13 protein-coding genes and 1 riboswitch are annotated in these 11,534 nt (G+C 62.7%); of the genes, 10 read left to right on the forward strand and 3 right to left on the reverse strand.

Annotation, left to right across the window (positions count from 1 at the left end):
• Positions 1-33 precede the first annotated feature (33 nt).
• From Q4T40_02050 to thiC, 5 genes are all read left to right on the forward strand, one after another.
• Positions 34-906 carry a ComEC/Rec2 family competence protein gene (locus Q4T40_02050; GenBank protein MDT8900017.1) on the forward strand — a complete coding sequence of 291 codons (873 nt, stop codon included), beginning with the start codon at positions 34-36 and terminating at the stop codon, positions 904-906.
• Position 907: 1 nt separating this feature from the next.
• Positions 908-1,129 (forward strand): DUF3006 domain-containing protein, encoded by a 222-nt coding sequence (locus Q4T40_02055; GenBank protein ID MDT8900018.1) that lies wholly within the window; start codon positions 908-910, stop codon positions 1,127-1,129.
• A gap of 182 nt (positions 1,130-1,311) precedes the next feature.
• Positions 1,312-2,463 carry an N-acetylmuramoyl-L-alanine amidase gene (locus tag Q4T40_02060; GenBank protein MDT8900019.1) on the forward strand — a complete coding sequence of 384 codons (1,152 nt, stop codon included), beginning with the start codon at positions 1,312-1,314 and terminating at the stop codon, positions 2,461-2,463.
• The gene (locus Q4T40_02065) at positions 2,463-3,026 is read left to right on the forward strand and encodes a GerMN domain-containing protein (GenBank protein MDT8900020.1); all 564 of its coding nucleotides are present in this window, start codon (positions 2,463-2,465) and stop codon (positions 3,024-3,026) included. The genes Q4T40_02060 and Q4T40_02065 overlap by 1 nt, the downstream gene beginning before the upstream one ends.
• Positions 3,027-3,066: 40 nt before the next feature.
• Positions 3,067-3,165, forward strand: a riboswitch (TPP riboswitch).
• Positions 3,166-3,236: 71 nt separating this feature from the next.
• Positions 3,237-4,538 (forward strand): phosphomethylpyrimidine synthase ThiC, encoded by a 1,302-nt coding sequence (gene thiC, locus Q4T40_02070; protein ID MDT8900021.1) that lies wholly within the window; start codon positions 3,237-3,239, stop codon positions 4,536-4,538.
• A 59-nt stretch (positions 4,539-4,597) separates the two neighbouring features.
• On the opposite strand, the gene alr is transcribed toward thiC, so the two are convergent.
• A complete protein-coding gene (gene alr, locus Q4T40_02075) occupies positions 4,598-5,710 on the reverse strand; it encodes an alanine racemase (GenBank protein MDT8900022.1) in 1,113 nt (370 codons plus the stop codon).
• 1 nt (position 5,711) lies between these two features.
• On the reverse strand, positions 5,712-7,271 hold the full coding sequence (locus Q4T40_02080) for a sigma 54-interacting transcriptional regulator (GenBank protein ID MDT8900023.1): 1,560 nt from the start codon (positions 7,269-7,271) through the stop codon (positions 5,712-5,714).
• A 163-nt stretch (positions 7,272-7,434) separates the two neighbouring features.
• On the opposite strand from Q4T40_02080, the gene thiL reads away from it, so the two are divergent.
• From thiL to rimI, 4 genes are read left to right on the forward strand one after another with little or no spacing between them, the layout of a single operon-like run.
• The gene (gene thiL, locus Q4T40_02085) at positions 7,435-8,418 is read left to right on the forward strand and encodes a thiamine-phosphate kinase (GenBank protein MDT8900024.1); all 984 of its coding nucleotides are present in this window, start codon (positions 7,435-7,437) and stop codon (positions 8,416-8,418) included.
• An 11-nt stretch (positions 8,419-8,429) separates the two neighbouring features.
• Entirely contained in the window at positions 8,430-8,897 is a 468-nt protein-coding gene (tsaE, locus tag Q4T40_02090; GenBank protein ID MDT8900025.1) for a tRNA (adenosine(37)-N6)-threonylcarbamoyltransferase complex ATPase subunit type 1 TsaE, read from the forward strand.
• Positions 8,891-9,592 (forward strand): tRNA (adenosine(37)-N6)-threonylcarbamoyltransferase complex dimerization subunit type 1 TsaB, encoded by a 702-nt coding sequence (gene tsaB / locus Q4T40_02095; GenBank protein ID MDT8900026.1) that lies wholly within the window; start codon positions 8,891-8,893, stop codon positions 9,590-9,592. The genes tsaE and tsaB overlap by 7 nt, the downstream gene beginning before the upstream one ends.
• Complete coding sequence (gene rimI / locus Q4T40_02100) at positions 9,580-10,029, forward strand: ribosomal protein S18-alanine N-acetyltransferase (protein MDT8900027.1); 450 nt, start codon at positions 9,580-9,582, stop codon at positions 10,027-10,029. The genes tsaB and rimI overlap by 13 nt, the downstream gene beginning before the upstream one ends.
• 123 nt (positions 10,030-10,152) lie before the next feature.
• On the opposite strand, the gene Q4T40_02105 is transcribed toward rimI, so the two are convergent.
• Entirely contained in the window at positions 10,153-10,356 is a 204-nt protein-coding gene (locus Q4T40_02105; protein MDT8900028.1) for an alpha/beta-type small acid-soluble spore protein, read from the reverse strand.
• A gap of 108 nt (positions 10,357-10,464) precedes the next feature.
• On the opposite strand from Q4T40_02105, the gene tsaD reads away from it, so the two are divergent.
• Positions 10,465-11,481 carry a tRNA (adenosine(37)-N6)-threonylcarbamoyltransferase complex transferase subunit TsaD gene (gene tsaD, locus Q4T40_02110; protein ID MDT8900029.1) on the forward strand — a complete coding sequence of 339 codons (1,017 nt, stop codon included), beginning with the start codon at positions 10,465-10,467 and terminating at the stop codon, positions 11,479-11,481.
• The last annotated feature ends 53 nt before the right edge of the window (positions 11,482-11,534 follow it).

Consider the following 11,534-nt stretch of genomic DNA (forward strand, 5'->3'; position numbering starts at 1 on the left):
CCGCCATCAACGCAGCAACCGAGGAGGAATAAAATGCAGCTCTCAAGACTCCGGGCATTCGCCCTGGCCGCGCTCGCGCTGGCGCTAATCATCGCGGCCGGGTGCGGGGCGCCAGCCGCCGACCGAGCCAAAGTGGACAACCTGGTCGTCAACGTCATCGACGTCGGGCAGGGGGACGCCATCCTGATCCGCACCCCCCGGCATGTCACCCTGATCGACAGTGGCGACGTGCCCGCCAGGGACAAGCTCGTCGCCTACATAAAAAAACAAGGCGTCACAACCATCGACACCTTCATCGTCACCCATCCCCACGCCGACCATATCGGCGGCGCCGTCGCCATCCTCGACAATTTCGCCGTCAAGCAGGTTTACGACAGCGGGCAGACGACGACCAGCGCCCTCTACCGTCAATACCTGACCACCGTGCGGAAAAAGAACATTCCCTTCGCGCTGCTTGCCGCCGGTCAGGAAGTCGACATCGGCGGCGCCGCCCTCAAAATATTGAACCCGCCGGTGCCGCCCATCGCCGGCGATGCCGGCCTCAACAACAACTCGATCGTCGCCCGGCTGATCTACGGAAACTTCGCGATGCTGCTTGCCGGCGACGCCGAGCGTGAAGCCGAGGCGGCCATGGTCAAGAAATACGGCGCCGCCGGCCTGAAAAGCCAGGTCCTGAAAAGCGGCCACCACGGCAGCCGTACCTCGTCGTCGCCTGCCTTTATGAAGGCTGTCGCTCCTGAGGCGGCCGTCATCTCCGTGGGAGCGGGGAACGAATACCATCACCCCCACCCGTCGATCCTGAAGCGCTACGGAGATCAAAAGCTGAAACTATACCGCACCGACACCGACGGTACGGTCACGGTCGCCAGCGACGGCAAAACCTACACCATTACCAAGGAGAGATAACATGCGGATCAGGGCGGTAGTGGACAGATTCGAGGACACAAAGGCAGTCCTGCTTGTCGGCGACGCCGAAGCAAGCGTCATCTGGCCGCGGGCGTTCCTCCCGGAAGGAACCGGGGAAGGCGACATCTTGTCGCTGGCCCTCAGCCTCGACGGTGAAGCGACCCGCGCGGCCAGGGCAGAGGCCGAAGACCTGTTGCGAAAATTATTGGACAGCGGCCGTTGATAAAGCCCCATCTGCAACCTCAAAGAGGCGGTATTGCCGTCTCTTCATTTTCCATTTTAGATTTAAATAAAACGTTTACAATCTGACAGCTAGCGTAACATAAAAAATTCGACAGGAAACTGGCAGGAATTTGACTGTAAAAGGCGAACTGTAACATAACACGTCGCAATCAGGGAGGTGTTATGTTGCGCCGCGCCCTCTGTTTCCTGGTAATCTGTGCCGTGATAGCCTTCTCCCCGGCGGTCTACGCGGCCAAAGCCTCTACGTCTTCCGCTGCCTACAAGCCCGGCAGCAGGCTGCTGGCCGTTGTCGGCAAAACCGCCGGTGCCTCAACCGTCCCCGGCGGGCAACAACTGACCAAGATCCGTTGGGCCAACCACATCGACGCCGTCACCGGCGCCGGTAAGCTGCGCCTTGTCATCGACGCGACCGGCCCTATCCAGGCCAAGGGAACGGTTGTCGCCTCCCCCACGCCGCGGCTGATCGTCGACGTCAAGGGTGCGGTGCCGGGTAATACCGACTGCGACATTGACCTTGGCGGTAAGATCGCCGACAGCATCGCCATGAAATCCGAAGACGGTAAGGACACCGTCATCACGGTGGAGATGCCGCTGATGGTCGACGAAAGCGAGTACAAGGTATTCACCCTGAAAAAAGACCCTGCCAACAAAAAACCGTACCGTGTAGTCATCGATATCAACCAGCCTGTGCTCCCGGCGAATTTCAGCTTCACACCGGGCCTTAAAGACAAGCTCATCGTACTCGACCCCGGCCATGGCGGCAGCGACCCCGGGGCGATCGGCTCTGCGGGAACCACGGAAAAGGCCGTTAACCTTGCCGTGACCCTGAAGGTCAAGGCGCTCCTCGCCAAAGCGGGCGCCAAAGTAATCCTGACCCATCAGGACGACAGTGACGTCTTCGGCCCCAACGCTTCGGCCGTCGACGAACTCAAGGCGCGGGCAACCGTCGCCAACGTCAAAAAAGCCGACATCTTCGTCAGCATCCACTCCAACGCCGCCTTGAACCGCGGGGCCGAAGGCACCTCTACATATTACTATCAAAAAACCCGCTACGACTCGCTCCTGGCGAGAAATCTCCAGGCAGCGATGATCGAGACGGGCGGCCTGGAGGATAAAGGGACCCTGCCGGCGAACTTCTACGTGATCAAGCGCACCGTCATGCCGGCCGCGCTCGTCGAACTCGCTTTTCTGTCCAATCCGGCCGAGGAAAAACTGCTGGCCAATCCCCAGTTCCAACTTAAGATGGCCGAAGGCATCGTCGAGGGCATGGAAAGGTTCTTCGCCCAGGCGGCCACCAAGGGGGGTGCACAATAATGCCTAGACGCAGCAAATACATCGCGCTATTGATCGCGCTCCTCCTCGTGCTGTTCGCGGCGGGCTGTCAGCCCGACCAGGCCGCCACCGCCCCGCCGGCACCCGTCAAGGCGCCTGAACAGCATCCATCCCCGCCGGCTCCCGCGACAATGTCCGTCACCGTATACTTTGCCACCAAAGACGCCTCGTTCCTCGTCCCCGAGACCCGCATCCTCCCGAAAAACGACCACCCCATCCGGACAGCCATCGAGCAACTCCTGGGCGAACCGAAAAACGCCGCGCTTGTCCGGGCTCTGCCGGAAGGGACCAAACTCAAAGGCATAACCGTCAAGGACCATATCGCCTACGTCGACTTCAACGACAAACTCATCAAGAACGGCAGCGGCGGCTCGGCCGGCGAACTGCTGGCAGTGGGCGCCATCGTCAACACCCTGACGGAATTCGCCGATATCGAACAGGTCCAGATCATGGTGGAAGGCAAAAAAGTCAACACTCTGTACGGCCACGTCGACACCAGCGAGCCCCTCAGCAGGTCGGAAAAAATCGTTAAAAAGACCTTGTGAGCCGGGGGATCATCTGGTAAAATAAGACTGCAACCGCATACCGAACCACTAGGGGAGCGAAATGCTGAGAGGCCGCAGGCCGACCCTTGGAACCTGATTTCTGGTTAATACCAGCGTAGGGAAGTGGGTTTCACCAGGCAACTGGCAGCCATCTGACCTTTCGTTAGATGGCTGTTTTGTTTTCACGTACAAATTGACAGGAGGATTGCCATGACTACTCAGATGAAGTTGGCCCTCAATGGGCAGATTACCCCGGCGATGGCGGCGGTCGCGGCCCAGGAAGGACTCGCGCCGGAGACTATCCGCGAACGGGTCGCGGCCGGCACGGTGACGATATGCGCCAACATCAACCACGCCAGCCTCAAGCCGCGGGGCTTCGGCCTCGGCCTTAAGACCAAAGTCAACGCCAATATCGGCACATCAAGCGCCTACCCCGCCGTCGAGCCCGAACTGGCCAAACTCCAGGCTGCTATCGACGCCGGAGCAGACGCCGTTATGGATCTCAGCACCGGCGACGACATCGACTTTTCCCGCAAGGAGATCATCAAACACTCCACCGTCCCGGTGGGCACGGTGCCCATCTACCAGGCCACCGTCGAGGCGATCAAAAGCAGGGGCTCGATCGTCGACATGACGGCCGACGACCTCTTCAACACCATCGAAAAGCACGCCAAGGACGGCGCCGACTTCATGACCATCCACTGCGGCATCACCCAGGCCAGCATCGCCAGACTGCGCCAGCAAGGACGGGTCACCGACATCGTCAGCCGCGGCGGCTCCTTCATCACCGGCTGGATGCTCCACAACGACAAGGAAAATCCCCTCTACGAGCGTTACGACGAACTTATGGACATCTGCGCCGCCTACGACGTCACCATCAGCCTTGGCGACGGCCTGCGGCCCGGCTGCATCGCCGACGCCACCGACCGCGCCCAGATCGAGGAACTGCTCACCCTCGGCGAACTCGTCGACCGGGCGTGGGCCAAGGGCGTCCAGGTGCTCGTCGAGGGCCCCGGCCATGTCCCCTACAATCAGATCGAAGCCAACATCAAGCTGCAGAAGCAGATCTGCAAAGGTGCCCCCTTCTACGTTCTCGGCCCGCTCGTCACCGACGTCGCCCCCGGCTACGACCACATCACCGCCGCCATCGGCGGCACGCTGGCCGCCGCCGCCGGCGCCGACTTCCTCTGCTACGTCACCCCGGCCGAGCATCTTGGCCTGCCGACCATCGACGATGTGCGCGAAGGAGTCATCGCCTCCCGCATCGCCGGCCACGCCGCCGACCTCGTCAAAGGCGTCAAGGGCGCGTGGGAATGGGACCTGTCCATGGCCAAGGCCCGCAAAGCCCTCGACTGGGAAAAACAGATCGAACTTGCCATCGACCCCGTCAAAGCGGGCCGCCGCCGCAGCGAACGCAACCCCGGCGGCGCCGAGGCGTGCTCGATGTGCGGCAACTACTGCGCCATGAAGATCGTCAGCGAGTACCTCGGCAAACCGATCGAAAAATGCTAATCAAAAAGAGCGCTCCGCGTTAGCGGGGCGCTCTTTTTGTCGCCAAGTTTTGGCGGACGCTACTCGTTAATATACACCCTCGGCACCCGCGCGCTCACCGCGCAGGCCAACTCGTAATTGATCGTCCCCGCCAGGTCGGCGAGCTCGGTCAGCGTAATCTCTTCCTTACCCTGGCGGCCGAACAGCACCGCCTCGTCGCCGACGGCGGCGTCACCGTCCGCGCCCAGGTCGACCACGACCTGATCCATGCACACCCGGCCTACCACCGGCCGGCGCTTTTCTCCGATAAGAACGGCGGCCTTGTTCGACAGGTGGCGGCTATATCCGTCGGCGTAGCCCAACGGCAGCGTGGCCAGGAAAGTGGGACGGTCGGTCGTGTAAGTGCAACCGTAGCTCACCGGGGTGCCTGCGGACACCTCCTTGATGTAGGCGATGCGGGTCTTAAGCTGCATTGCGGGGCGGAGATCGAGAGTTTTGTGCATCTCGTGGGAAGGCGGCAGACCGTAGATGATAATGCCCGGCCTGACGGTGTTGAAGTGGCCTTTCGGCAGATCGACGGTCGCGGCGCTATTGGCGGCCGCGACGTAAGTCAGGCTGTTTCTGGCGGTAAGACGGTCCACGGCGGACCGGAAAGCGGCGAGCTGTTTCTCGGCGTAGCTCTTATCGGTCGCGTCGGCGGATGCGAGGTGGGTGAAGACGCCCACCAGTTCCACGCCGGGACTGGCCTGGATGTACTGGCGGAACTCCTCTACCTGCACCGGGGCCACGCCGATGCGGCCCATGCCCGTATCGGTCTTCAGCACGACGCGGCAGCGGCGTCCCGCATCGCGGGCGGCGTGGGAAAGAGCCTTGATACTGTCCATGGTGGCGACCGTGGCGATCAGGTGGTAATCGACGACCAGTTTCGCCTGCTCCGGAAGGGTAAGGCCGAGAATAAAGATCGGTACAGCCAGACCGGCGCCCCTCAGCTCGGCGCCCTCTTCCGCGAGGGCCACCGCCAGGCAGTCGGCGCCGGCCTCCAACGTCGCCCGGCTTACCTTGACAGCCCCATGCCCGTACGCGTTCGCCTTGACGACGGCTATAAGCTTGACCGCCGGGCCAACGGCCTCGCGTATCTGGCGGACGTTGTGGCGGATTGCCGCCAGATCGATCTCGGCGTAGGTTGGGCGCATACTAACCTCTCCCATTGCTTTTTTCCCCTATCGACAGACCGTGTTTACGAAGCTTTTTCAGGACCGCGGTATGGGACAGCCCGAGAACGGCTCCGATCTGCCGCGAAGTCCGGTAGCGCTTGAGAGCCTGCAGCAGCACATCCCGCTCCACCTCGTCCAGCGTTTCCGCCAGCGGACGTTCGGGAGCGGCTGCGCCCCGCGGCGAAGGTGTCTGAGACTGGTCGAGGACGATATGACCGGTGAGAATGATCTTGTCGCGCACGATATTGACCGCCCGCTCGATCACGTTCTCGAGCTCGCGGATGTTGCCCGGCCAGTGGTAGGCTGCCAGCTTGGCGAGGGCCGTCTCGCTGATCGCTTCGACAGGCTTCTGCAGCTTGGCGGCGAATCTTTTGATAAAAAACTCCACGAGCAGGGGGATGTCTTCCTGGCGTTCCCGGAGGGGCGGCAGGAAAAGGGGGATGACGTTGAGGCGGTAATAAAGATCTTCGCGAAAAGCCCCCCTGGCGATCAGATCTTCGAGATGGCGGTTGGTCGCCGCCAATATCCTCACATTGACGGTGTTTTCCCGCGTCCCCCCCAGGCGGCGCACCTTGCCGTCCTGCAGCACCCGCAGCAGCTTGGCCTGGAGGTGGGAGGAAAGCTCGCCGATCTCGTCAAGGAAGATAGTGCCGTTGTTGGCAAACTCGAACAGGCCCTGCTTGCCGCCCTTGACCGCGCCGGTGAAAGACCCCTCCTCGTAGCCGAACAGCTCGCTTTCCAGCAAAGTATCGGGAACTGCGGCGCAATTGAGGGGCACGAAAACCTTGTCCGCCCGCGGGGAGGCGGCATGGATGGCGCGGGCGAACAGCTCCTTGCCGGTGCCCGTCTCGCCGCGGATGAGCACGGTGGAATCGCCGCGGGCGATGGTCTTCGCAATCGCGACCACTTCCTGCATGGCGGCGCTGGTATACAATATCTCGTCGAAGGTGAACGTCATCTGCCCGGTGACGGTATAGACCAGTTCGCGTACATCGCTGATGTCCTTGAGCACGGCCACCGCGCCGATTATCCTGCCCCGGGCTCCCAGGATGGGGCGGCCGCTGGCCAGATAGTGGCTCTTGGTCCTCTCCAGAACGATCTCGCGGTTGTTATACACCGCCCCTGTCCGCAACGTCTCAAGCAGGGGCAGGCCGGGGGAAATCTCGGCCAGGGGGCGGCCGATCACTTCCTGGTAAGGCAGGCGGACGATCTGTTCCGCCGCCGGGTTGTAGTGGGTAACCTCGCCGTGGTGATTTATGGCGACGATGCCCTCGCCCACCGAAGCCAGCACCGCCTTGATCTGCTCGGCCTTCTCCTGGTGGGGCATCAGGTCGATCTCGACCGCGTCGATGACCTGGGGGATCGACTTGAGCGCCTCGATGACCGAGCCCTTTTCCCCCGGGCTGGTCGTCTCCGTTTCCAGATAAACGGTGTTAGGCTCGACCTCCATCGTCACGATGTTGAAATGGCGGGCGGCCAGCACCTGCGAAATGTCGAGGACCAAACCGACCCGGTCGATGTTGGGGATGCGCAGACGCAGCAGTTGCACCGTCGGCCCCCTTCCATAAGGAATAATATTACCAAAATTATACGGCGAGCAGGCATTATCCTCCGCCTGGTACAACTTTTTTTGCCGGCGTGGTATACTAGACGATGAAATGGTAGTATAAACCAAACGCGGATTTTTATGAGACGGTGATATTATGCAACTTAATGAGATCGGCGAATTCGGCCTCATCGACCGCATAAAAGAAGGCGCCCTCGCCGACCCGTCCGACGTCGTGGTGGGAATCGGCGACGACGCCGCCGCCTACCGGCCCGGGCCGGGTCTTCTGCAACTGATAACAACCGACATGCTGGTGGAGAGCGTCCACTTCCTGCTCGACAAAACCACCCCCTGGCAGCTTGGCTACAAAGCCATCGCCGTCAACCTCAGCGACATTGCCGCCATGGGCGGCCGCCCGCGGCAGGCGGTCGTATCGGTCGGCCTGCCCGCGCACCTGTCGGTGGAGTTCGTCGTCGAATTATACGACGGTATGAAAGAAATCTGCCGCGAATTTGCTGTCAACATCATCGGCGGCGACACCGTCTCCAGCCCCCGCGGCCTCGTCGTCAACGTCGCCGTCACCGGCGAAGTGGCGCCCGCCCGCCTCTTGAGGCGCTCCGGGTCCCGCCCCGGGGACCTGGTCGTCGTAACAGGCACCCTCGGCGACTCGGCCTGCGGCCTCGACCTTTTGCGGCTGCCCGGCTGGGACGAGCGCGCCTTCGCCTGGCCGCTCGTCACCGCCCACCTCACGCCCCGCCCGCAGGTCGACACCGGCCTCCGGCTGGCGCCCTGGGGGGCCACCAGCGCCGACGACATCAGCGACGGCCTGGCCAGCGAAGCCAACGAAATCGCCAAAGCCGGCGGGGTCGGCATCAGACTCTACGCCGACCGCATCCCCCTTTCCCCCGAGCTTGTCGAGGCTGCGGCCATATTCGGCCGGCAGCCGCTCGACTACGCCCTGTTCGGCGGCGAAGACTTCGAACTGATATTCACCATCGGCCCGGAGCATTTCGACCGCATTACCCACAGAGGCGGCCTGACGGTCATCGGCGAGGTCACCCGCAGGGAAGACGGGGTCGTGCTCGTCACCGGCGGCGCCGCCCGTCCCCTCGAGCCCCGCGGCTACAACCACTTTCGCTAAAGGGAGAAACCATGCTGACAATAAAAACCCACGACCCTGCCGCCACCCGCGCCTTCGGCCGCACCCTCGGCCGGCTGCTGGGTAAGGGCGACGTCGTTTGCCTCACCGGCGACCTGGGGGCCGGCAAAACCCTTCTCGTCCAGGGCATCGCCGCCGGCCTCGGCGTCAGCGACGACGTGACCAGCCCGACCTTCACCATCCTGCAAGTCTACGAAACGGGGCGGCTGCCGCTCTACCACTTCGACCTCTACCGGCTCGACAGCCCGGAAGAACTCGACAACATCGGCTTCGCCGAATACACCGGCGGCGACGGCGCGGCTGTCATCGAATGGGCCGACAAGTTCCCGGCCGCCATGCCGGAAGAGCACCTGCTGATCGAACTCAACCGCGGCGACGGCGAGTCCGACCGCCGCATCCAACTGACGCCGGCGGGCGGCCGTTACCGCCTCCTGTGCGAGGAGCTGAGCGACAAATGCTGATACTGGCCCTGGACACCGCCAGCCTGGTCTCGAGCGTCGCCCTGGCCAAACCCGGGCGATTGCTGGCCGAAATCACCCTCCAGACACGAAAAACCCATTCCGAGCGCCTTATGCCCCACATCGAACAACTCCTGGCCCTGGCCGACACCGACAAAACCGCCATCGGCGCGATCGCCGTCAGCATCGGCCCCGGATCGTTCACCGGTCTGAGGATCGGCCTGGCCACCGCCAAAGCTCTGGCTTACGCCCTCGGCACCCCGATAGTCGGCGTGCCCACCCTGGCGGCGCTGGCCTTCGGCTGCCCCGTGCCGGGAGCAATCCTCGCCCCCACCATGGACGCCCAGAAAGGCAACATCTACATAGCCCTTTACCGCTGGCAGGACGGCGTCCTCGACGAAGTCAAGCCGCCGGCCGTCATGCCCCACGCCGCCGCCGCCGCCCTCCTGGCCGCGCGACCCGAACCGGCGCTGGTCCTCGGCGAAGCGGCGGAACTTTATCCCGACACCTTCCGCCAGGCGGCGGTAGCCCTCGCCGAGCCCCATGTCGCCATGCCGCGGGCCGGCAGCGTCGCCATGCTTGGAGCCGGGCTGCTGGCCGCCGGCGAGCGTCACGACGTAATGGCCGTCGAACCCCTCTACATCAGAAGGTCGGAGGCGGAGGAACTATGGGAGAAACGCCACGGATGCCAGCGCTGAACATCCGCGCGATGCAATTGCCCGACCTCGAAGCGGTGCTGGCGGTGGAGCAATCCTCGTTCCTCACCCCCTGGTCCAGGGAAGCGTTCGTTGCCGAGATCGAAGACAACGACCTCGCCTGCTACCTCGTCGCCGAGGCTGAAGGGCAGGTCGTCGGTTACGCCGGCATGTGGATAATCCTCGACGAGGCTCATGTAACCAACGTCGCCCTGCTGCCCGCCTTCCGCGGCCGCGGCCTGGGGACCAGGCTCATGGACACGCTGCGTCAGGTCGCCAAGGCCCTGGGAGCGGCCCGCATGACCCTCGAAGTCAGACCGTCCAACCACGAGGCCCGGCGTCTTTACGGAAAGCTCGGCTTCGCGGAGCGGGGCGTCCGGCCGGGCTATTACACCGACACCAAGGAAGACGCGATAATAATGTGGCTCGACGGGCTATAGGCAAAAAAAAAGAGCCACTTGGCGTGGCTAAGGGGTGATTGTGATATAGACTATGCCGGCGCCCCGCCAGTTGTTACCGGGCGCAATAATATAAAGGGGCGGCCGCAGCCGCCCCGTGGAACCTTAGGTGAGGTTGTTAGATTCATATTGCTCGATCATCTTGCGGACCATGTGGCCGCCAACGCGGCCGCAATCGGCCGAAGTCATAGTGTTCCAGCCCTGGGAGCGAACGCGCTCGGCAATACCCAACTCGGAAGCGACTTCGAACTTCATCTGATCAAGCGCGTTTTCGGCGGCAGGATTAACGGGTCTGTTCGAGCGTGCCATTTAAGTCCCTCCTTTCCTGGGCCATCTCGTTATTTGCCCAGTAGTATTTTGCGCTTATTTCCGGCGTGGATACATTGTAAATATTACTACCAAAAGGAGCGTCAGCCCTTGACCCTTATTCTCGGCCTTGAGACAAGCTGCGACGAAACATCGGCAGCCGTTGTAGCCGACGGACGGACAGTCCTGTCCAACATCATCTCCTCCCAGATCGATCTGCACCAGCGATACGGCGGCGTCGTGCCCGAAATCGCCTCCCGCAAACACATCGAAAACGTCATGCCTGTCGTCCACCAGGCGCTGGCCGAGGCCGGCGCGACACTCGCCGACATCGACGCCATCGGCGTAACCTACGGTCCGGGGCTGGTCGGCGCCTTGCTTGTCGGCGTCGCGACCGCCAAAGCCCTGTCCTTCGCCGCCGGCAAGCGGCTCGTCGGCGTCAACCATCTCGAAGGCCACGTCTTCGCCAACTTTCTCGCCGCCGCCGACCTGGCCCCCCCGCTCATCGCCCTCATCGTATCCGGCGGCCATACCTCGCTCGTAAAACTCGCCGATTACAACACCTTCCGTCTCCTGGGACAAACGCGCGACGACGCCGCCGGCGAGGCCTTCGACAAAGTCGCGCGGGTCCTGCGGCTGCCATACCCCGGCGGGCCGGAAATAGAAAAACTCGCCGCGCAAGGCAACCCGGAGGCGATCGCCTTTCCGCGCGCCCTGAGCGGCAGTGGCTGCGAATTCAGCTTCAGCGGCCTCAAATCGGCGGTCCTCAACCACCTCAACGCCGCCCGCCAACGCGGCGATACGGTCAACGAAGCCGACGTCGCCGCCAGCTTCCAGGCCGCCGTAGTCGACGTCCTGTCCGCGAAAACCGTGCAGGCTGCAAGGGAGGCCGGCATCGACAAAGTCGCCCTGGCCGGCGGAGTGGCCGCCAACGGCCGGCTCCGCGCCGAACTCGCCGCCCGCTGCGCCGACCATAAAATCTCGCTTCACTATCCGCCGCCCGTCTATTGCACCGACAACGCCGCCATGATCGCCTGCCGCGCCCACTACCAGCACCTGGCCGGCTGTTGGGCGGGCCTCGACCTCAACGCCGTTCCCTCTCTTAAGCTCGGCGAAAAACGCTGCTGATGCGTAAAAAAGAATTTTCTAACAATTGTGGATAATGTGATCAAAATGTAAAA

The organism is Selenomonadales bacterium 4137-cl (assembly GCA_032334055.1).
Classification (GTDB): domain Bacteria; phylum Bacillota; class Negativicutes; order Sporomusales; family UBA7701; genus Anaeroselena; species Anaeroselena agilis.